This window comes from Sabulibacter ruber (assembly GCF_017355955.1).
Lineage (GTDB): Bacteria > Bacteroidota > Bacteroidia > Cytophagales > Hymenobacteraceae > Nibribacter > Nibribacter ruber_A.
The window spans coordinates 108,862-130,674 of the sequence record NZ_JAFFID010000004.1 but is presented as its reverse complement, the minus strand read 5'-3'; the positions used below and the strand labels follow the sequence as shown (position 1 = coordinate 130,674).

19 protein-coding genes and 1 riboswitch are annotated in these 21,813 nt (G+C 53.1%); of the genes, 9 read left to right on the top strand and 10 right to left on the bottom strand.

Translation table 11 applies throughout. The annotated features are described in order from the left end of the window. The first annotated feature begins 203 nt into the window (after positions 1-203). From JT719_RS18685 to JT719_RS18675, 3 genes are read left to right on the top strand one after another with little or no spacing between them, the layout of a single operon-like run. On the top strand, positions 204-1,037 hold the full coding sequence (locus JT719_RS18685; RefSeq protein WP_207435262.1) for a CvfB family protein: 834 nt from the start codon (positions 204-206) through the stop codon (positions 1,035-1,037). Between the two features lie 32 nt (positions 1,038-1,069). Then, complete coding sequence (locus tag JT719_RS18680; RefSeq protein WP_207435261.1) at positions 1,070-3,574, top strand: DUF5916 domain-containing protein; 2,505 nt, start codon at positions 1,070-1,072, stop codon at positions 3,572-3,574. A gap of 19 nt (positions 3,575-3,593) precedes the next feature. Continuing rightward, positions 3,594-4,256 carry an oxidoreductase gene (locus JT719_RS18675; RefSeq protein ID WP_207435260.1) on the top strand — a complete coding sequence of 221 codons (663 nt, stop codon included), beginning with the start codon at positions 3,594-3,596 and terminating at the stop codon, positions 4,254-4,256. 102 nt (positions 4,257-4,358) lie between these two features. On the opposite strand, the gene JT719_RS18670 is transcribed toward JT719_RS18675, so the two are convergent. Beyond that, positions 4,359-4,754 carry a DUF4406 domain-containing protein gene (locus JT719_RS18670; protein WP_242693353.1) on the bottom strand — a complete coding sequence of 132 codons (396 nt, stop codon included), beginning with the start codon at positions 4,752-4,754 and terminating at the stop codon, positions 4,359-4,361. Positions 4,755-4,778: 24 nt separating this feature from the next. Continuing rightward, positions 4,779-5,630 carry a hypothetical protein gene (locus tag JT719_RS18665; protein WP_207435259.1) on the bottom strand — a complete coding sequence of 284 codons (852 nt, stop codon included), beginning with the start codon at positions 5,628-5,630 and terminating at the stop codon, positions 4,779-4,781. Between the two features lie 172 nt (positions 5,631-5,802). On the opposite strand from JT719_RS18665, the gene JT719_RS18660 reads away from it, so the two are divergent. From JT719_RS18660 to metF, 6 genes are all read left to right on the top strand, one after another. Continuing rightward, the gene (locus JT719_RS18660) at positions 5,803-6,588 is read left to right on the top strand and encodes an SAM-dependent methyltransferase (protein ID WP_207435258.1); all 786 of its coding nucleotides are present in this window, start codon (positions 5,803-5,805) and stop codon (positions 6,586-6,588) included. Positions 6,589-6,726: 138 nt separating this feature from the next. Continuing rightward, positions 6,727-7,236 (top strand): hypothetical protein, encoded by a 510-nt coding sequence (locus tag JT719_RS18655; protein WP_207435257.1) that lies wholly within the window; start codon positions 6,727-6,729, stop codon positions 7,234-7,236. 138 nt (positions 7,237-7,374) lie between these two features. Beyond that, on the top strand, positions 7,375-7,578 hold the full coding sequence (locus JT719_RS18650; RefSeq protein ID WP_207435256.1) for a hypothetical protein: 204 nt from the start codon (positions 7,375-7,377) through the stop codon (positions 7,576-7,578). Positions 7,579-7,728: 150 nt separating this feature from the next. Beyond that, positions 7,729-7,851 (top strand): hypothetical protein, encoded by a 123-nt coding sequence (locus JT719_RS25445; protein WP_278251888.1) that lies wholly within the window; start codon positions 7,729-7,731, stop codon positions 7,849-7,851. A 219-nt stretch (positions 7,852-8,070) separates the two neighbouring features. Continuing rightward, positions 8,071-8,178, top strand: a riboswitch (SAM riboswitch). An 80-nt stretch (positions 8,179-8,258) separates the two neighbouring features. Continuing rightward, a complete protein-coding gene (gene metH, locus JT719_RS18645; protein WP_207435514.1) occupies positions 8,259-11,948 on the top strand; it encodes a methionine synthase in 3,690 nt (1,229 codons plus the stop codon). 234 nt (positions 11,949-12,182) lie between these two features. Next, complete coding sequence (metF, locus tag JT719_RS18640; protein ID WP_207435255.1) at positions 12,183-13,136, top strand: methylenetetrahydrofolate reductase [NAD(P)H]; 954 nt, start codon at positions 12,183-12,185, stop codon at positions 13,134-13,136. 107 nt (positions 13,137-13,243) lie between these two features. Here the strand turns inward: metF and JT719_RS18635 are convergent, their stop codons facing one another. The 8 genes from JT719_RS18635 to JT719_RS18600 all read right to left on the bottom strand — a co-directional run bounded on the left by JT719_RS18635 (position 13,244) and on the right by JT719_RS18600 (position 21,797). Next, positions 13,244-14,179, bottom strand: a complete 936-nt coding sequence (locus tag JT719_RS18635) for a DUF4249 domain-containing protein (RefSeq protein ID WP_207435254.1) — start codon at positions 14,177-14,179, stop codon at positions 13,244-13,246. 6 nt (positions 14,180-14,185) lie between these two features. Beyond that, a complete protein-coding gene (locus tag JT719_RS18630) occupies positions 14,186-16,561 on the bottom strand; it encodes a TonB-dependent receptor (RefSeq protein ID WP_207435253.1) in 2,376 nt (791 codons plus the stop codon). Between the two features lie 107 nt (positions 16,562-16,668). Continuing rightward, the gene (locus tag JT719_RS18625) at positions 16,669-17,610 is read right to left on the bottom strand and encodes a succinylglutamate desuccinylase/aspartoacylase family protein (RefSeq protein WP_207435252.1); all 942 of its coding nucleotides are present in this window, start codon (positions 17,608-17,610) and stop codon (positions 16,669-16,671) included. Then, positions 17,588-18,523, bottom strand: coding sequence for a 30S ribosomal protein S6--L-glutamate ligase (gene rimK, locus JT719_RS18620; protein ID WP_207435251.1), 936 nt, complete (start codon positions 18,521-18,523; stop codon positions 17,588-17,590). Before rimK ends, JT719_RS18625 begins: the two co-directional genes overlap by 23 nt. A gap of 18 nt (positions 18,524-18,541) precedes the next feature. Next, complete coding sequence (locus JT719_RS18615; RefSeq protein ID WP_207435250.1) at positions 18,542-19,012, bottom strand: ATP-dependent zinc protease family protein; 471 nt, start codon at positions 19,010-19,012, stop codon at positions 18,542-18,544. Positions 19,013-19,067: 55 nt separating this feature from the next. Then, positions 19,068-20,279 (bottom strand): PQQ-dependent sugar dehydrogenase, encoded by a 1,212-nt coding sequence (locus tag JT719_RS18610; protein WP_242693352.1) that lies wholly within the window; start codon positions 20,277-20,279, stop codon positions 19,068-19,070. A gap of 135 nt (positions 20,280-20,414) precedes the next feature. After that, on the bottom strand, positions 20,415-21,227 hold the full coding sequence (locus JT719_RS18605; protein ID WP_207435249.1) for an alpha/beta fold hydrolase: 813 nt from the start codon (positions 21,225-21,227) through the stop codon (positions 20,415-20,417). A gap of 132 nt (positions 21,228-21,359) precedes the next feature. Further along, complete coding sequence (locus tag JT719_RS18600; protein WP_207435248.1) at positions 21,360-21,797, bottom strand: hypothetical protein; 438 nt, start codon at positions 21,795-21,797, stop codon at positions 21,360-21,362. Between the last annotated feature and the right edge of the window lie 16 nt (positions 21,798-21,813).

Genomic DNA, 21,813 nt, shown 5'->3' with positions numbered 1-21,813 from the left:
CCTTCGGCCACCTCTTTCTATCCTCGCAGAATGCTTTTCTGACCGAAAATATTCTACATCGGGCTTGCCCATGGCCGGTGTTTTAGAGCTGTTTTCAGGAAAATAGCTTCAAAAAAGAAATCATTGCACAAACTTGGCTTAACGGTTGATAGGAGCCGTATAGATTCTCTACCTTTGTTCCCTATCTAACCCCTTACTTTGGTATGCTGCACCTAGGTGATTACAATTATCTGGAGATCCTCCGTGAGCTGGAACATGGCGTGTATTTAGGCTCTGATGACGGCGACGTACTCTTACCCCGCAAGTACGTGCCCGAAGGCAGCCGCCCCGGCGACATGGTATCGGTGTTTGTGTACCGCGATTCTGAGGACCGCCTGATTGCCACCACCCTGGAGCCCAAAGCCAAAGTAGACCAATTTGCCTGCCTGCAGGTGCGCGATGTGAACAACTACGGCGCTTTCCTGGACTGGGGCCTGGAGAAGGACCTGTTTGTGCCCTACAAAAACCAGCATGATGCCCTGCACCCCGGCCAATGGACGCTGGTGTACGTGTACCTGGACGAGAACTCAGACCGACTAGTAGGCTCCACCAAGTTGGCGCCTTACCTGAGCTATGAGCCTATTACCTTTCAGGAAGGAGACGAAGTTCAACTCTTGATAGGGCCTGAAAAAGCGCTGGGCTTTCAGGTGATCGTGAACAACAGTTACTTGGGTATGCTGTACCGCAACGAGGTGTTCCGCCCCCTGGAACCCGGCGAGTACACCCAAGGGTACGTCAAGAAAGTAAGAGAAGACAACAAACTGGATGTGAGCCTGCAAAAGCAGGGCTACGACGAAGTGGAGCAAGCCGCCCAGACCATCTTACAGAAACTCAAAGAAGAGAATGGCTGGCTGCCGCTCACAGACAAGAGCGCACCTGATCTGATTTACCAGACCTTGGGCATGAGCAAGAAAACCTTCAAGAAAGCAATTGGCGGCTTGTACAAAAAAGGCACCGTGCAGTTGCTACCCGAAGGCATTCAACTGGTTTCTTCCTGAGTTTCTTTCTAGCCTGTAGCGTTTACCCTTTAATGCGACACCTTTTCTTCCTGGCTGTTCTCCTGGGCAGCCTGCCTGCGCTTTATGCGCAAACACCTGTCAAAGAGAAAAAGCAACTGACAGCCGTAAGAACCACCACGCCGCCTAAATTAGACGGCCTGCCCACCGAAGACGTGTGGCAACAAGCAACGCCTGCCACGGATTTTACCCAAAACGAGCCTGTAAACGGAGCCCCCTCCCGGGAACGCACCGAGGTGCGGATTCTCTATGACGATGAAGCCATTTACGTGGGGGCCATGCTTTATGACCGCACCCCAGACTCCATTCTCACCCAACTAAGCCAGCGCGACGGTGGCCAGGTGAACGCCGATATGTTTGGGGTGTATTTTGATACGTACCTGGACAAGCAGAACGCCTTCGGGTTTGAGGTGTCCGCGGCCGGCGTGCAGACCGATTTCCGGTCTACCAGCAACGGCGAGGATTTTGCCTGGAACGCCGTTTGGGAAAGCGTGGTGGCGCGCCATGCCCAAGGCTGGTCCGTGGAATACCGTATTCCGTACTCGGCCATCCGGTTTCCTAAAAAGGACGTGCAGGCCTGGGGACTGAATTTCTGGCGCTCCAACCGCCGGTTCCGGGAAAGCGCTTTCTGGAACTATGTAGACCCATCGGTGCAGGGCTGGCTGAACCAGTTTGGCGTCCTGAACGGCGTGCAGGGTCTGAAGGCGCCGCTGCGGTTATCCCTCATGCCCTACCTCTCTGGCTACGCAGACCATTACCCTTATGACGAGGCCGGCAAGAAAGACCTGAAAAACACGGTCAACGGCGGCATGGACATCAAATACGGCATCAACGACGCCTTCACGCTGGACATGACGCTGGTACCGGATTTCGGGCAAACGCAGTCAGACGCGCAGGTACTCAACCTGTCTCCGTTTGAAGTCCGTTTCAACGAAAACAGGCAGTTTTTCACAGAGGGTACCGAGCTGTTCAACAAAGCCGGGCTTTTCTACTCGCGGCGCATCGGGGCCCAGCCCCTCAACCACGGCAATCTCTCCTATGACCGGAATTATTACGGCCGCGACGGAGAGGAAGTAGAAATAGTGGAGAACCCCGAGAAGACCAGTTTGCTCAACGCCACCAAGATATCGGGGAGAACGAACAAAGGCCTGGGCATTGGCTTTTTCAACGCCGTGACGCGCAACACCTTCGCCACGCTCAGGAGCAGCCGGGTAAACGAGGAATTCAAGATCCTCACCGACCCGGCCACCAATTACAACGTGCTGGTGTTGGACCAGACCTTGCCCAACACCTCGTACGTCACGTTCACCAACACCAACGTAACGCGCAGCAAAGGCTTCTACAACGCCAACGTAACGGGCCTCATGACCCGCCTATCCAACAAAAAGAACAGCTACACCCTGAATTTAGCCGGTAACCTGAGCCAGAAATATCATAAAGGAGACCTGGCCGAAGGCACGGACAAAGTGGAACTGGGTCACTTCTATTCGGCCAGTTTTGGGAAAACCAGCGGTAATTTCCAGTTCAACGTACGGCACACCGCCGAGAGCCACACCTATGACATCAATGACCTGGGCTACCTGGACAATAACAATTCCCGCGAGACACAGGCGCACGTGGCCTACAACATCTACAAGCCGTTCTGGAAACTGAACAACATGTACAACGCCTTGGGGGTACAGCACCGCATGCTGTACAAACCGGCCGCTTTCACCCAATTAGCCTATTTCCTGGAAACCAACGCCACCACCAAGAACTTCCTCTCGTTTGGGTACACGCTGGTCTGGCTCCCCAAAGACGGCTATGACTATTTTGAGCCCCGCTCCTACAAAGACGGCGTGCCCGACCGCAAATGGCGCAAACCCGCGGGCTGGGAGATGAACAGCTATATCTCCTCTGACTACCGCAAGAAACTGGCCCTTGATTTAAGCTTCGGGTTTTACCTGGCCCCGGAATACAACCAGTTTGACAAGTGGGTGGGCGTGAGTCCCCGGGTACGCGTCAATGACAACCTGCAGTTGGTGTACAGCCTCAATTACAACCACGCCCCGCGCGACTTTGGCTTTGCCGGCACCGGCGAACAGGACAGCATCTTCTTCGGTCGGCGGGAGGTGCAGACCGTGAGCAACACCTTAACGGGCACCTACATCTTCAACGCCCGCACGGCGCTTAATTTAAATATGCGCCACTACTGGTCTAACGCCACCTTTGACCGCTATTTCCTGCTGCAGGAAGACGGCAACGGAGCGCAACTGGGGTACCGGCCGGCTTCGCCTTCCGCAGAACAGCGCAATTTCAACGCCTTCAACATAGACCTGGTGTACAGCTGGCGGTTCGCGCCGGGCAGCGAGGTGAGCGTGGTCTGGAAAAACGCCATCTATGACAGCGCCCTGCCCACCCGCACCGACTACTTCCTGAACCTGCGCAACACGCTCCAGGCCAAACAATTGAACAGCTTCTCCGTTAAGGTCTTATATTACCTGGATTACCAGGTCATCAAACGAGTCCTGAAAACCTAACGCTTCTTACCCCGGAATCATGGTGTCTCCTAAAGTTGCGCTTATTGCCGGTGCCAGCGGATTGGTAGGCAGTCACTGCCTGCAGCTGTTACTGCAGAGCCCTCGTTACAATAAGGTGATCTCGGTGGGCCGCAGAACCCTGCCCATCCAGAACCCCAAACTGCAGCAGATTATTGTAGATTTCAATAACCTGGAGAAGCACCGCCACAGCCTCATTGCCGATGACGTGTATTGCTGTTTAGGCACTACAATCAAAAAAGCAGGCTCAAAAGAGAAGTTCAGGGAAGTAGACTACACCTATGTGATTAACCTGGCTAAAATCACGGTTTCTCACTTTGCCACGCAGTTTCTGGTGGTGTCTGCCTTAGGAGCCGATGCCCACTCCCGCATCTTCTACAACCGCGTGAAAGGCGAGATGGAACAAGCCATAAAACCGCTTCCGTTTACGGCTGTGCACATTTTCCAACCCTCTTTGCTCTTAGGCGAAAGAGAGGAAATGAGGCCCGGCGAAAAAGCGGCGGCTGTCTTTGCCAAGGTCTTCGGGTTCCTGTTCAATGGCCCGTTAAAGAAGTACAAGGCCATTCCTGCCAAAACCGTGGCTAAAGCCATGCTGGAAGCCGCCAAACAAGACGGCGGCGGCGTGCTGATTCACTCCAATAAGCAGATGCTGTACTATTCATAAAAGTCTACTAGCACCGTTTTAGGGCCGGTTTCTGTAAAACAGCCCCAAAACGGTGTCAATCAGAGACGCGGAAGCCTGCCTGGTTTGAAGACATTACGGCCATTACTCTCCCGCCAATGACGCTTCTGCCTTTTCTACCATGGGTATTTCTGAGAGGGAATAAAAGATGCGTTTGCCTTTCTCGAGGCCTACCTTCAACATTTCATCTGCGCCCTGCGAAGGCCCGCCCACCCGAAGCACCGCTCCGCAGAAATCCAGCAGTTGTACGGCCACCGGGTGAAAAATCTGGTTAAACACCGCATCTCCTATTTGCTTGGAACCGGCGGTCTCCAGCAGCGGTAACGCAAACCATTCACCTAACACCGGTAAATGGCCCAGTTTGTATACTTCCAGCGCTACTTCCTGCATCAACTGCACGTTCTTCTGGATCAGTTCGGGCTTATCCTGGGTACCAGAGCGGTAAGGCCCTGCCACCAGAATCATCAAAGACTCTTTCAATTTTATGGGATTATAGTTGATAGATTAGTAATAGGAATACACCACCTCTGAGCTGGCGTTTAACTCAGGATGGGCAGGGTACTCTATTGAATTCACCATCTTTTCCAGTTTCTCCTGGGAGATAGTGAAGTCTGTGGTGAGCACCTGCTCTACCCGGGCGGGCTGCCCCTGCGTGATCACGGTTTTGGTCATTTTCCTGGGCAGCCTGGTAAGCTTGCTCAGTACCGGGTAGTTGTAGAGCTCATACTTCTCGCTTAGGTCATGGCTAATGAATACCCAGGGGTCAAAGTCGAAAGGTTCAGAATAGCTCTCTATGGTCCAGACAATTTTCTGGCCGTTGCGGGCGGTGGCGGTTACTTTTGACAATAACTTCTGGGCATTGTACTCATACTGGTTGTGGTACACCAGTTGTTTTCCGGCCTCGTTTATCTTAAAGTAATCCATTTCAGAGACCGTACCGTTGCCGTTATATTTGTATTCAAACAGATAGGTAGAGCCATAACTTGTCGGCTGCTTCTTCGCGCGGGTCCAGGTAAGCATTTGGCCGGCGGCATTGTACGCGTAGTTGTTTTTGTAATCAGAACCTTCTAAAGCCATCTCAACCAGAGCGCCGTTCTGGTAAGTGAAGTAGATAGCGTTGTTTCCGTCTACCTGGCCTACCTGCTTAATGGTACTATCTGCGTTGTAGGTGTAAGCGGCAGTCTGACCGAAGCTTTTCCATTCTACGGTGCGCAGCAGGTATTTCTGTTGTTTCCGGATGCCTTTGCCCGCCACCGTGTCCTGGTTTTGGTCTGGTTCTACGTCTTCCTGCTCGCAGCCAGCGGCAAAGAGCAGCAATAACAAAAGGAAACCGCAAAGGGGGAAGATGCTTTTCATGGGTTTAGTGGGATTGGGGGGATAGCTCATCGCTTTTAAAAGTTAATTTCTCCTGGTTTACTACCCGACCCTTCTATCAGCCGGTAGGTTGCACAGGATTTACCTGAAACAAGACAACTGACTAACCACTCTCCCCTACCTTGCGTAGAGTCAGTAGAAATACGAACTCTTCATGGACTCCGCCCAACACCAGATCAAACACCATTTTCCCCGCAGTACCCAGTATGACCCTAAGTGGGTACGGGAACACTCTATGGGTGAAAATGTGCTGTTCAACCTAGAAAGCATTACCTCGCTTATTCCGCTTAAAAAAGGCATGCGCGTGCTGGACCTGGGCTGCGGCAAGGCGGCCAGTTCCATCTTTCTGGCCAAAGAATTTGGGGTGCAGGTTTGGGCGGTAGACGAAGCCATCTCAGCCACGGCCAATTACAAACGGGTGCTGGAAGAGAATCTGGAGAACCAGGTGTTTCCGCTGCAAGCCGATGCCCGTTCCCTGCCCTTCCCCGAGGAATTCTTTGACGTGGTGCTGGTCATTGACTCTTACACCTACTTTGGCACCGATGACAAGTACCTGCCCTACATCTGCCGGTTCCTGAAACCCGAGGGCTACATTGGCATTGTGGACGTGTGCTTCAAAGAAGAGATTGAGACCATTGACCAGGTACCAGACTTTCTGCAGCAGGATTTTCAGGCTTACTGGTACTACATCCACTCGGTGGCCTGGTGGCGCAAACTATGGGAAAAGACGGGCCTGGTGCAGATCAAAACCGCCGAACTGTTACCCGCCGCTGAGCTGATCAGGGACCAATACGTGCGAGATTTTGAGGAACACGGTCAGAAAAAAGACCCGTTTGCCCGAGCTTTGAAAAAAGATACCGAACACAAAATCAGCTTCTTCCGGTTAGTGGGGCAACGCACTTCCCGCGAGGCATACCTGCAATCCTACAAAAAAAGTTAACTTTGCAGCACCGGCTTCAGTAAGATACCTCAGAAGCCGGTTCGGGTTGTTTTTCTCCACAGGTAAAATAATAGCCGGTTCTGAGTAGTTGTATAGGAGCAAACTTGTCTCTTATCTTTTGCAAAGAATCTTTTTACTATGAGAAACAAACATCTTATTTTTGGGTTAGCGTTAGTGCTGTTGAGCCTTGCTAACCTGAAAACAGCCCAGGCCCAAACGGCGGGCATCGGTCTCCGGGTGGGAGGCTACGCCGCCGGCATCACTGGCAAATACTTCTTTAGAGATGATTTGGCCTTTGAAGGAATTCTGGGAACCGGGTTTGGCCGCAGAGGCTTTCAGCTGACGGGCCTGGCAGAAATACATGCCCCGGCTTTTGGCGTACAAGGGTTACAATGGTTTTACGGAGGCGGGGCCCACGTTGGTTTTTTCCGCGGCCGGTACTACCACAGCCCTTCCAGCAGGCATTACGCAGATTCATATGACAGAAACCTCACAACGGTGGGGATAGACGGTATTGTAGGTTTGGAATATCAGATTACGGAGATTCCGATTTCAGTAGGTATCGATTTTAAGCCATTTTTCGAAACCAACCGAGACGGCCTCTTCTTGTATGGCGACGGAGCTCTGACCGTCCGCTACACACTCTAATGCTTCCCCGAACCTACTTGAAAAGCCTGCCTTGTGCAGGCTTTTTCTTTTTACCCACCCTACACCCCGGGCCTGTTTTATTCCACTTTGATTTTGCTATCTTAGAACAGCTTAATTGCTTTCTAAAGACAATCCACCATGATGCCTTATGTCATTGGGTACTTCGCCTTGTTCGCCATCATCTACTTGTTTGCCTATCGGTGGGAATGGAAAAAGAACAAGCGAGGCGTAAAACAAGCCTTTCATCTTATCCTTTTCCTGCCGGCCTTCCTGATTGGCATAGCGGTACTAAACCGCGTACATGCTCTTATTGTGGATCTTATTGCCGAATGGCTGAAATAGGCACCTATCCATAGGGTTACTACCGATGATTTACACCTCTCCCTGACGGGAATTTTACTGGTATTTCTATCAGCCCTTGTTTATAAGCTGTACGTACTGTTCACCAGCAGATTGGGAACCAAAACCCCTATGTTTGAATAGAGTGCCTTGATGACGAATGGTTCGGCGTTGATGATTTTACTGATCAACCTCCAGGCTATTACCACCAGCACTTTTCTGCAGACAGTGGGCATCCTCATCATGCTGGGCGCCATTATTTTCAGCTGGTATTAGATACATCCACCCAATTCATCAACCACCTTCTCTGAGATAGAATAACCGGGCCAGATCACTCTGCACAGCTACATTGGATGCATCTGCTTCCAGCCCGGTTCAGGCCATTTCTGTTTTAGGCCATTCTTTCTGAAAACAGCCTCAAAACGCCTGACTTCATCCTTTCAATCCCCAACCTACTCATTTGCAGAATCCAACATCAGGCTGTATCTTTGCAGATGCTTATCAAGAAAGACGGAGGGACTAGGCCCTGTGATGTCTTAGCAACCCAATTCAGTTGGGTGCTACGTCCTACCCGCTGCACCTATGCGCCGGGGGAGATAAGTGACGGAGTCCCTACCTACCTGCGCCCGCCACTTTCCTCTGCCCTTTCTTGAGCCGCAACTAACCCTTTAGGTTTGCACAAGATGACCCGCATTGAGGAAGAAGTACAGAAACGAGTTTTAGTCTTAGACGGTGCCATGGGCACCATGATCCAGCGGTACAACCTCCAAGAGGAAGATTACCGCGGCGAACGCTTCAAAGACTACCATAAAGATGTGAAGGGCAACAACGATTTGCTCTCCATCACCCAGCCGCACATCATCAAGGAAATCCACAGCCTCTACTTTGAGGCTGGCGCCGATATTGCCGAAACCAATACCTTCAGCGGCACCTTCATCGCCATGGCCGACTACGACATGCAGGACCTGGTGTACGAACTGAACTACGAGTCGGCGCGTATTGCCCGGGAGGCCGCCGATGAGTGGACCGCCAGAACGCCAGACAAACCACGTTTTGTGGCCGGAGCCATCGGGCCCACCAATCGTACCGCTTCCCTCTCACCAGACGTGAACAACCCCGGTTACCGCGCCATCACCTACGATGAGCTGGTAGACGCCTACACCGAGCAGGTAAGAGGTTTGGTAGACGGCGGCGTGGATTTGCTCCTGGTGGAAACCATTTTTGATACCCTCAACGCCAAGGCGGCTTTGTTCGCCATTGACCAATATAGCCAGCAAACGGGCAAGCGCCTGCCTTTGATGGTGTCTGGTACCATTACCGATGCCAGCGGACGTACCCTTTCCGGCCAGACCGTGGAAGCGTTTTTGTACTCGGTATCGCACATGCCACTCTTGAGCGTGGGCTTTAACTGCGCCCTGGGTGCCAAGCAGTTGCGTCCGCACTTGCAGTCTTTGAGCAAGGCTTCTAAGTTCAGAATCAGCGCGTACCCTAATGCCGGTCTTCCTAACGCCTTTGGGGCGTATGACGAGACACCCGAGCAGATGGGCCAGCACATCCGCGATTTCTTGGAGAACAACTTCGTGAACATTGTGGGTGGTTGTTGCGGTACCACGCCTCCGCACATCAAGGTCATCGCCGAGATTGCCAAAGAATACCCACCGCGCCCGTTGCCGCAATTACCGGCCGTACCAACTTACTCGGGTCTGGAGCCGCTTACCATTTTTGAGGGTTCTAACTTCGTGAACATCGGAGAACGCACCAACGTGACCGGTTCCAAGAAATTCGCGCGTTTGATCTTGAACGAGCAGTACGAGGAAGCTTTGGCGGTAGCCCGTCAGCAGGTGGAGAACGGCGCACAGATCATTGACGTGAACATGGACGAAGGCATGCTGGACTCAGAAGCTGCCATGACCACGTTCCTGAACCTGATCGCCTCTGAACCAGACATCGCCCGCGTGCCTATCATGATCGATTCCTCTAAGTGGAGCGTGATTGAAGCTGGTCTCAAGTGCGTGCAGGGGAAAGCGATTGTGAACTCCATCTCGCTCAAAGAAGGCGAAGAGAAATTCAGGGAAATCGCCCGCAAAGTACGCAGCTACGGCGCCGCCGTGGTGGTGATGGCGTTTGACGAAGAAGGCCAAGCCGACAACTACGAGCGCCGCATCCAGATCTGCCAGCGTGCCTATAATATTTTAACCAAAGAAGTAGGCTTCCCCGCCGAGGACATCATCTTTGACCCCAACATCCTCACCGTGGCTACCGGTATTGAGGAGCACAACAACTACGCCGTTGACTTCATCAACGCCACCCGCTGGATCAAGCAGAACCTGCCGGGCGCCAAAGTAAGCGGTGGGGTGAGTAACATTTCCTTCTCGTTCCGCGGCAATGATCCCGTGCGGGAGGCCATGCACTCTGTGTTCCTGTATCACGCCATCAAAGCCGGGCTGGACATGGGCATCGTGAACGCGGGTATGCTGGAGGTCTACGAGGAAATCCCGAAAGACCTGCTGGAGCGCGTGGAAGACGTGCTCCTGAACCGCCGCCCCGATGCTACCGAGCGCCTGGTGGAATTCGCCGAGACGGTGAAAAACAAAGGCAAGGAAGTAGTGCGTGACGAGGCGTGGCGCCAGGAACCGGTGCAGCAGCGTTTAACGCACGCGTTGGTGAAAGGGCTGGTAGAATACATTGACCAGGACGTGGAAGAAGCCCGCCACCTGTACAGCAAACCGCTGGAAGTGATTGAAGGTCCGCTCATGGACGGCATGAACGTGGTGGGTGACCTCTTCGGTGAAGGCAAAATGTTCCTGCCGCAGGTAGTGAAAAGCGCCCGCGTTATGAAGAAAGCCGTTGCCTACCTGCTGCCGTTCATTGAAGAGGAAAAAGCCAGATCTGCCGAAAACGGCGAGGAAACGGGACCGCGTACCGCTGGCAAAGTGCTGCTGGCCACCGTGAAAGGCGACGTGCACGACATCGGGAAAAACATTGTGGGCGTGGTGCTGGGTTGCAACAACTACGAGGTGATTGACCTGGGCGTGATGACCCCCGCCGATAAAATCCTGGACGTGGCCCGCGAGCAGAACGTAGACGTGATTGGCCTCAGCGGCTTGATTACCCCGTCACTGGACGAGATGGTGCACGTGGCCAAGGAGATGGAGCGCCAGAACTTCAACGTGCCGCTTTTGATTGGCGGTGCCACCACGTCCCGCGCCCATACGGCCGTAAAAATTGCGCCGGCGTATAACGGTCCGGTGGTGCACGTATTGGATGCTTCGCGCAGTGTGCCGGTGGTGGGTTCTCTTTTGAGCAATGACCAGAAAGAGAAATTCACGCAGGACATCAGGACGGAGTACGACCAGATGCGCGAAGGTTACCTGAGCCGTCAGAAAGAGAAGAAATATTTGCCATTGGCCGAGGCCCGCGCCAATAAGCTGCCCATTGAATGGAAAGCCGAGGACGTGTATACCCCAGCCAAACAAGGCGTGCAGGTGTTCCAGAACTTCCCGCTGGAGGAACTGGTGCCGTACATTGACTGGACGCCTTTCTTCCAGGCCTGGGAGCTGCACGGCAAATTCCCAAGACTGCTGGAGGACGAAGTAATTGGCGCCGAGGCCACCAAACTGTACGCCGATGCCCAAGCCCTGCTGAAACGCATTGTAAACGAAAAGCTGCTCACCGCCAACGGCGTGGCTGGCTTGTTCCCGGCTAACAGCATTGGTGACGATGACGTGGAAGTCTACGCTGATGCGAACCGCTCTCAGGTTTTGACCACGTTCCGCACCCTGCGCCAGCAAGGCCAGAAAGGACCGAACGTACCAAACCTGGCTCTGGCTGATTTTGTGGCACCCAAAGAAACCGGTCTGCAGGATTACGTGGGTGGTTTTGCGGTAACTGCCGGAATCGGGTTGGATGACCTGGTGAAACAGTTTGAAGCCGACCACGACGATTACCACAGCATCATGGCCAAAGCCCTGGCCGACCGACTGGCCGAAGCCTTCGCGGAGAAACTGCATGAGATTGTGCGGAAGGAACTGTGGGCCTACGAGCCGGAGGAAAACCTCACCAACGAGGACCTGATTAAAGAAAAGTATCAAGGCATCCGCCCGGCACCCGGTTATCCCGCCTGCCCGGACCATACCGAGAAAACCACCTTGTTCCAACTCCTGAACGTGGAGCAGAACACCGGCATCACCTTGACCGAGAGCTTGGCCATGTTGCCTACCGCGGCGGTGTCTGGGTTGTACTTCGCGCACAAGCAGTCAAGGTACTTTGGGTTGGGCAAGATCGAGAAAGACCAGGTGCAGGATTACGCCCAGCGCAAAGGCATGACTGTGGAGGAAGTGGAACGCTGGCTGTCGCCAAATCTGAATTACTAAGCTTTCGGTTTCGGGGTTGTTTTGAGGAAAACAGCCCCGAAACGGAAGACTACCTTTAGAATGACTCTACTCCCCTTTCTGTCATATTGGAAAGATCTTGTGGGCAAACTAGAAAAGCGTTAAAGAAGCGCTGCTACCGTTCGCTCACAAGATCCTTTCAGGATGACAAAAAGAAGGGAGAAAGAGTCAAAACAAAAGCAATAAGAAAGGCCTTGGCCTAAGACAATAACTTCAATGAAAGTTACCGAGCACTTAAAAAACGCCAACAAAACCCTTTTCTCGTTTGAGATTCTGCCGCCCGTAAAAGGCACCAGCATTCAGTCCATTTATGAAGGCATTGACCCGTTGATGGAGTTCAAGCCGCCGTTCATCAATGTGACGTACCACCGTGAGGAGTACGTGTTCAAAGAGCGGGAGAACGGGCTGCTGGAGAAAATCACTATCCGGAAACGGCCGGGCACGGTGGGTATCTGTTCGGCCATTATGAATAAGTACCACGTGGATGCCGTGCCGCACATCATCTGCGGGGGCTTCAGCCGGGAAGAGACCGAGAATGCCCTCATGGACCTCAACTTCCTGGGCATCGATAACGTGCTGCTGCTCCGCGGCGACCCCGTGAAAACCGAACCCGGCTTCCGGCCGCACAAAGACGGGCATGCCCACGCGTCTGAGCTTATCCAACAGGTAGTACAGCTGAACCACGGCGTCTATCTGGACGAGGAAATGGAAAACCCTGTGCCTACCGATTTTTGCATTGGCGTGGCCGGTTACCCCGAAAAGCACTCAGATGCCCCCAACCTGGCCACCGATCTCAGGTACCTGAAACAGAAAGTAGACCTAGGGGCGGAGTACATCATCACGCAGATGTTCTTTGACAACCAGAAGTTCTTTGATTTTGTGAAAGCCTGCCGAGCCATTGGTATTAACGTGCCCATCATTCCGGGCCTGAAGCCGCTCACCACCAAAGGGCAACTGAACGCCTTGCCGCGCTTCTTCAAAATTGATTTCCCTGAGGATCTGGTCAATGCGGTAGAGGCCTGCCAGACCCCGCAAGCGGTGAAACAAGTAGGAATTGAGTGGGCCATTCAGCAGTGTAAAGAACTGATGGAATTCGGCGTGCCCAGCCTGCACTTCTACACCATGAGTAAGTCTGAAGCCACCGCCGCCGTAGCCCGGGCTATCTTCTAACCGTTCTGAAGCTACTTTTCAGAAAACAGGCATAAAACAGAAAGGCCACTTACCTGGAGTAAGCGGCCTTTCTGTTTTATGGAAGAAGGCACATCTGCGGCAGCTTCTTAAAGCCTGATCCTGAACTTTGTAACGGTAATTCCTCCAAAATTGCCGTAGCCGTTCTGGATGTTGCTGTACAGGTTCAGCGGCTCAGCGAAGGGGTTGTCTTCGGTATAATTGTCCTTGGAGCGCTCATACAGGAAAAGGTCACGGGTGACGTGCTGCAGAACCACCTCTAACTGGGTTGGCGGATTATCGCCGGTGTAAAACCCGATCTTACCCGAAAACGTGATTACGCCCTGGTTGGCCCAGCCATCGTCAAAGACTTTGTACAGTTCAATCTGCTCAATTTCTTCGCCAAAGATATCATCGTTTTCCTCGGTGGAGAAGGCATAGCCCAGGGGCTTGCCGGTGTTATCCAGCAGTTGCACCATCAGGCGGTAATTGTCTTGCTGGTTCGGCAGGTCGTTGAACTGGATACGCAGCATGCCCGATAGGTTGAACCGTCCGTTCTTGGAATCGGGCTGGAAAGTGGTAGACACCACGGGCACCGGCGCGGGCATGGTTAAGGTGCTTTGCACGGTCTCAAAGTTGGGGGCACTGATGGTGAGCGTATATTGCTGGCCCGGCTCCGGCACAAACCAACCTGTTGGGGTATAATTCCCGAACTCAGCATTGTACTCATTGGGCGTGAAAACAAACTGCTGCTTTACCGCTCCTGCGATGTCTTTGATGGTAATGGAGGCATCTCGTACCAACCCGGTACGCCAAAGCTCATCATTGGACAACACAGGCTGGCTCCGGCCTACAAACATGTTTTTGTTCGGGTCATCGGTGTTGAGGGTGTACTGTACCGCCAGTTTGGGGGTATGCTCTGGCACCTCCACCTCTACCACGGTCTCGCAGCCCGCCAACGCTCCGGCTAAAAAAAGCACCCATATTCCCACAAGGCTGTTTTTCACTTGTTTCCCCAAAAACAGGGCATAAACGTACTGTAACATTATTTTCTAAAACTTAAAAGTCTTGCTGATGGACGGTAACACAGGAAACAGGCTGATCTGCTTGAACACCGCCGGATCTCCTTCTTTCGCGCCTGCCTCCACATAGATGTAATAAGGGTTCTTGCGGTTATAGGCGTTGTAGAAACTGATATTATTGACTACCTCGCCCCAGCGTTTCTTCTTGGTGTGGCTCAGGCTGATGTCGGCGCGGTGGTAAGAGGCCATGCGGTAGCCGTTGCGGGCCCCGTAATCATTGTACGTCTGGGTGCCGCCGTAGCCGCCAGAGTAGGCATCACCTACCACGTAGCGGGCTTCGGGCAAGGTGATGGCGTTGCCCGTGCCATAGACCCAGGTGCCCGATAAGGTAAGATTCGGCTTCAGTTGATGGATCACCACCACTTCAAAATCGTGCCGCCGGTCATAGCGGTAAGGGAATTTCTCGCCGCGGTTCAGCTCTGTAAACTGCCGGTTAGACCAGGCCAGGGTGTAGCCAATCCAGCCGTTGGTGCGGCCCACTTTCTTGTGCAGGAACAGCTCCATGCCGTACGCCCAGCCTTTGCCGGTGGTCACTTTGGTGTCCCAGCTGTTGGAAATGCCAATAAACGAGGCGCCCTCTTTGTATTCAATGAGGTTGTGCATGGTTTTGTAATACCCTTCCAGGCTTACCTCCAGCTTGTCATTGGCGATGGTGCGGGTAGCGCCCAAGGCCACCTGGTGCGAGCGCTGGGGCTTGATCTTATCCGTGGACGGTACCCAAAGATCGGTGGGCAGCCCGATGCCGCTGTTGGTGAGCAGGTGGATGAACTGGGTCATGTTGGCGTACGAGGCTTTCAGGCTCAGTTTCTCATTAGCGATGAACCGCACCGAGGCCCGGGGCTCCATCGAGGAATAGAACTCCTTATTCACGTAAAAACCGTTTGCCCGCACGCCCACGTTCACCTTCACGCGTTCAGAAAGGCGCAGATCATCTTCCACGTACAAGCCAACTTCCTGGGCATTGGTTTTCTGGGTGTTCACGTTGAGGTCTTCGGCATCGCCGCCGTTGGTGTCCCGCACCTGCAGCGCGCCCGGCTGAAACTGGTGGTGCACGTACTGCGTCCCGAACCGGATATAATGGCTGGGGTTGGGAATGTAGTCAAAGTCCAACTTGGCGCTCAGGTCGCGGATGTTGGAAAGGTATTTCAGTTTATAGTCATACGTCTCGCCCTGGTACCGCGACTCTTCCTCGCTGCTGATGTCAAACTGGTATTTGGTGTAGGTGAGGTGAGTATTCAGGAACAGGCGCTGGTTGAGGATGCGGTTCCAGCGGAACGCCGAGGTAAGGTTCCCCCAACCTAAACCAGCTTGGCTTTTTTCATCGTCGGTGCCGCTGCGCTCAGTGGTGGCGTAGAACTTATCGTAGCCGGTGTAAGCACTCAGGTACAGGCGGTCTTTGTCGCTTACTTTCCAGTTCAGCTTACCGTTCAGGTCATAGAAATAATAACCACCCACGCCTTCTTCTTTGTTCATGAACGGCCGGGCCAGCAAATCAATGTAGGTGCGGCGCGCCGATACAATGAAGGAAGCCACGTCTTTCTTGATGGGCGCACCCACCGTGAGCCGGGAGGCAATCAGCCCGATGGAGCCTTCACCATCTACCTCGTTCATGTTGCCTTCCTTCATGGAGATGTCCAGCACCGAGGACAACCTTCCGCCATAACGGGCCGGGAAACCGCCTTTCACCAACTCCACATTGTTCAGTGCCTCGGCATTGAACACCGAGAAAAACCCGAACAAGTGCGAGGCGTTGTACACCGGCACCCCGTCCAGCAGAATCAGGTTCTGGTCTGGGCCACCGCCGCGCACGTACAAGCCGCTGGTTCCCTCGCCGCCCGACTGCACCCCCGGTAACAATTGCAGAGTCTTGAGCACGTCTACTTCGCCAAACAGCGCGGGTACTGCTTTGATCTGGGCCACACTCATGTTGATGGTGCTCATGCGGGTGCTCTCGCGCACGTCTTCCTGGCGGGTGTTCACAATCTCCACTTCGCGCAAAGCGGTGGTTACCGGCGATAGCATCAGATTCTGCTGCAGGTCTTTGTCTAAGTAAGTGGAGAAGAAGCCACGCTCATAACCCACATACGAGGCCACTAATTTGACTGAGTCTTTGGGCAGGGTTAAACTGTAGAACCCGTAGGCGTTGGTGGCGGTGCCTTGCCCGGTAACCGAGTTGAGAATGGCTACGCCAATGAGGTTTTCGCCGGTTTTGGCATCGCGCACGTACCCGCTGACGGTGAATTTCTGCCCCGTTGAGGTAAAGGGCAGCAAAAGAAAAAACAAGCCAAACAAGAACCGGACATTTCGCTTGCCCGCCGGATCTTGTAACCATAAAGAAAGAGACATTCAGGAAGGTTTTGAGATAAAAGGCCGCTGCCAGTGGGGAATTTACCTACAGCGTAGGTAAAAGACAGTGAAAAAAACTTTTTACCCTACTCCTTCCTGAAAAAAAATTATTCAATTCCTATATGCAGAATTGCGTCTCCCTGGTTCACCACCGGCATGTGGTTAAGCCCGATCACGTGCCCACTCACCGGGGAAGTAATGGGATGGCTGGCGTAGCCATACGGATCACCTACAATGCCAATCTGCTGCCCTCTGCTGACCCGCTCTCCGTTTTTCACAAAACTTCTGAACAAGCCTGCTCGGCGAGCCCTGACCCAGGTGGTTTTTCTACAGACTACAGATGGTTGAGAGGCCGGCACAGAAGAATCGGCCATGCCTAAATGGTGCATCACGCGCATGGTGCCTTCCAGGGCAAGGTTAATGCTGTTTTCATCCAGGCGCAAAGATTCCCCGCCCTCGTAGACAATGATGGATTTGCCCAACCTGGAAGCCTCTTTGCGCAAGGAGCCTTGCCGCAGTTTTGAATCAAGAATGAAAGGGGCTCCAAACGCATGGGCCAAAGCATCATTTCCTTCGGCTTCTAACTCACACCTGATCTGCGGGAAATTTGACCGGCTGGCTCCCCCGGTATGAAAGTCAATGCCGTAGTCTACCAGCGGCAGAATCTCGCGGGTAAACCTGTCGGCTACGCGGCTGGCCAGAGAGCCCGTGGCACTGCCGGGAAAACTGCGGTTCACGTCTTTGCCGTCTGGCACTTCCCGGGAGAAATTGAGGAAACCGTAGATGTTCAGGATAGGAATTGCCAGCACCGTGCCGCACTTAGGCTGCAACATGCGCCGCCTGATCATACGCCGGATAGTCTCAATGCCGTTCACCTCATCGCCGTGCATCCCGGCCATCAACAACAAGACCGGTCCCGGCTCCTCGGCCCGAAATACATGGATAGGAATATCTATCTGGGTACCGCTGGGCAACCGGGAGATGTTCAGCCTGATGAGGAGCGAGTCGCCGGGATGGATCTCTATGTTATTGATGATCATCTCCGCCATCGGGGGTACTCGGTTTTTTGGTTTTCTTCTTGCGGCCTTTGCTCACCAGCAGCTCGGTGTACTCAATGATTTTGCCGGCAATGTCTTGCTGGGTGGCCTTCTCAATGCCCTCCAGGCCCGGCGAAGAGTTTACTTCCAGGATAAGCGGTCCGCGGCTGGACTGCAGCATGTCCACGCCGGCCACATCCAGCCCCAGAGAGGTAGCAGCCAGTAACGCAGCGGCTTTCTCGGCGCGGGAAAGTTTAATGAGGCTGGCGCTCCCGCCCCGGTGCAGGTTGGACCGGAACTCGCCTTCCTTGCCCTGCCGTTTCATGGCTCCTACTACCTCGCCGTTCACCACGAAAACACGGATATCAGCGCCCTTGCTTTCGGCAATAAATTCCTGCACAATGATACGGGCCTTGAGGTTGTGGAATGCTTCAATCACCGACTCAGCGGCTTTCTGGGTCTCGGCCAGCACTACGCCCAAACCTTGCGTTCCTTCCAGCAACTTAATGACCAACGGCGCGCCGCCCACCTGCTTGATCAACTCTTTTACTTGTTTGGAGTAGTTGGTGAACGCGGTTTTAGGCATGCCCAAGCCTGCCCGGGCCATGATCTGGAGGCTGCGCAGCTTGTCTCTGGACCGCAGAATAGACTGAGAAGCCACCACGCTTTTCACTTTCATCATCTCAAACTGGCGCACCACGGCCGTTCCGTAAAACGTCACCGAGGCCCCGATTCTAGGGATTACGGCATCAAAACCGGTGAGCAACTCGCCTTTGTAGAGAATGTGCGGATCGCCTTTCTCCATGATCAGGTCACAGCGCAAATGGTCCAAAACCACTGCCTCGTGGCCGCGTTGCTGGGCTGCCTCTACTAAACGGCGGGTAGAATATAATTTAGGATCGCGAGAGAGAATCGCAATTTTCATACAGAAAGCTCTAGAGGGTTATTTTTTCTTTTTGACTTTGTTTTTGGCTTTGAGCGACAGATTCTTCTTAGAGACGTCTACAATGAAACGTTTCCTTAGCAAGGTGCGGCCCAGGAGCACGGGGTACTTCATATCACTACGGTCGGTGAGGGTGAGATCGGTCTCAATCTCCTGCCCGTGAATAAGCACCTTTGTACGGATAACGTAGCGTTCCTGCACATCACCAAACGAACTTTTCACGTTGCGCAGATCAAAATCTGTGAACTGAAACGCCTTGTGGTTGTACGCCGGATGGCCCTCATCCAACAGCTCAAAGTGGATGGCCTTTTGCCCGTTGGGTAGCTCTACCTCCCGGATGTTGTTGCAGTGAATGGCCGAGGTGTAGGCCCCGGTATCAATCTTGGCTTCTACCTCATATAAATCCAGGTCCGGAAAATCTACCATCTCCCGCCTTCCTATAATGCTTTTCTCAGGATGCTCTTTCTTCATACCCAATGCGTAGGCGTTTCTGAACCGATTCTGCAAAAAGAGGCCAGAAACAGGTTTAAATTTCCCCAGTATACGTGATGCGGTAAATGCAATCGTTCATGTCATCAGACACCAGCAGCGAGCCGTCTGGCATCACTTCCACGTCTACGGGGCGGCCCCACTCTTTGCCGTTCTGGAGCCATCCGGCGGCAAACGGCACAAAACTGCCTTTGCCCTGGGCATCGGTACGGAACAGGCTCACGCGGTAGCCTATCTTTTCGGTGCGGTTCCAGGAGCCGTGCTCGGCAATGAAGATCTGGTTTTTATAGGTGTCTGGGAACATGGTACCGGTGTAGAACTCCATGCCCAGGGTACCGCCGTGCGGATTTAGCTTCTGCACCGGAGGCGTGTAGCTGGCGCAGTCTTTTCCTTGGCCAAACTCAGGGTCCAGGGTCTCGCCGGCGTGGCAGAACGGGTACCCGAAGTGCATGCCTTTTTTAGGAGCGCGGTTCAGTTCATCGGGTGGCATATTGTCGCCCATGAGGTCGCGGCCGTTATCGGTGAACCAGAGTTCTTTCGTTTGCGGGTGCCAGTCAAACCCCACGGTGTTACGTACGCCGTGGGCAAATACCTCCAGGCCGGAGCCGTCTGGGTTCATGCGGTTGATGGCCGCGTACACTGGTTCTTTTCTGAGGCAGATGTTACAAGGCGCGCCTACCGGAACGTACAACTTATCATCTGGGCCAAAGGCGATGTATTTCCAGCCGTGGTGTTCCTCAGTGGGGAATTTGTCATAGATAACTTTGGGCGCGGGCGGGTTCTTGAGGTTATCGGCGATGTTGTCATAGCGGGTGATGCGGCTGATCTCGGCTACGTACAAGGCACCGTTGCGCAGGGCCACCCCGTTAGGCATTTTCAGTCCGGAGGCAATGGTGATGACCTCATCCACTTTGCCGTCTTTGTTTTTGTCTGGCAGGGCGTAAACGCTGCCTTTGTCGCGGGAGCCCACGTAGAGCGTTCCGTCTGGTCCCAAGGCCATGGAGCGGGCATTGACTACGTTACGGGCATAGTAGCTGATCTTGAAGCCGTCTGGCAGCGTGATCTGGGCCAGGTCTGCCTCAGTGGCGGGTTGCTCGGTTACCTCTTCAGAGGCGGTGTCCTGGGCAGCCGTGGAGGTTCTTTCGCCTTCTTCGTTGGCATCGGGCTTGCCAGAATTAGAAGAACAAGCCAATTGGCTCAGAAGCACCAACATGCAGGCGCTCCATTTCAGGGGTGCAGGAAGTTTCATAGTTTTAGATTGTACTGTATGGCAGAATAGGAATCCGGCAGAAGCTGCTCCTCGGCCGTACTCCCGTTTATAGGTAATATGGCAAAAGTAAGCTAAAATCGGAATTCTCTTCCTGAGGGGTATACGCAAAGAAACTTACTTGGCTGTCTCGGCACGATGTTTCCTTAACCACATGGCCACCGTGTACAGCAAATTGGTGTGCCCGGTCTGCAACACCACCAGGTTGTGCCGCTTGAGAGCATTCAGAAACACCTGCAGCCGCTTCTGGGAGATGATCTGGTCATACTTGCCCAGAAACACATTCACCTCAATGTTGCTTTGGTTCAGGAGCCGCACAATCTTGCGGGTGTCAAAGGTGAGATTACTGAACCCGGTCCAGCTGCGGTACACGCGCAGGCGTTTCTGCGGCGAATCCATCTGCCAGTTGGCGAACTTCACCAGCCCCGAGTCAATCCAGCGTTTCTGCTCCAGCCAACTCAACGTCCGGAAAAAACGGGTGGGCCGCAGCACAATGCGCTTGAACAGCCCCTGCAACCAACCGGGGTACGTGGCCAGGCTGTAGAGCAAATGCGTTTTGATGCCGTCTGGCGCAATAAGGTACAATTCCTCCATCTGCGGGTGGAATTTCTCCAGCACTGTAAGCGCGAACTTGCCGCCCATGCTGAACGCCATCACCGAGAATTTCTGAAGCTGCTCTTTTTCCAGCAGAGCCTGGATAAACTCCTGCAGTTTCCTTTTAGACAGCGGCTGATCGGCTTTGCTCAAGGTACTTTTTCCGTGAAAAAAAAGATCCACCGCAAACACCGTGTAGTCTGGATGCAGCACCCGGGCCATGGTGTCATAATAGTGGCTCTCCTGCCCGTACCCATGAAACGCCAGCAGCGCCTTAGGCCCGTTGCCCATGACGCGGTAGTGTAGTTTAGAAGATTTAAGCTGGATGAATGGCACGGTCTGGCGATTGATGATGGCTAGATGCTGATTGCTTCTTCTACGAATCTGAAATGAAGGAAAGTTGGTTTTGAGGTGTTTTTCTGAAAAGTGCTTCAAAAACAGCTAACACTAGTTTAGTTTAGCAACCTTCTAGTTCTTCCAATAGATTGCAACTGACCAAATAAAGATACTGAGCACCCACAGAAAATACCCTGCCCCTCTTGATACAATAGGCCCCATAATACCGCTTTCAGCAGCTAAAACCTCTTTCCAGAAAAGGAAACTTAATGCTAACCCAAAAGCAATACTACTTGTTAAAAGAGCGCTTACCTCTCTTTTCAAGGCATACATGATTGAGAACAAGTATAACGGATTGGCAAGCCAAATAAACCACTCCAACAGTCCTCCGCCTAAAACAGACGTTGATCCCATCAGAGCCAAAACCCAACCTTTATATGTTTCTACCTGCTCCTGATAGATATATGAAAAGGCTTCTTGGGTAAGCGAGACAGCATACAAGATTATACTAACTCCAAGCAGCATTTTTTGTACGAAGGAAAGCACCTCCAGTTGAACGGTTTTGCCCATTTCAATAACTGGTAGA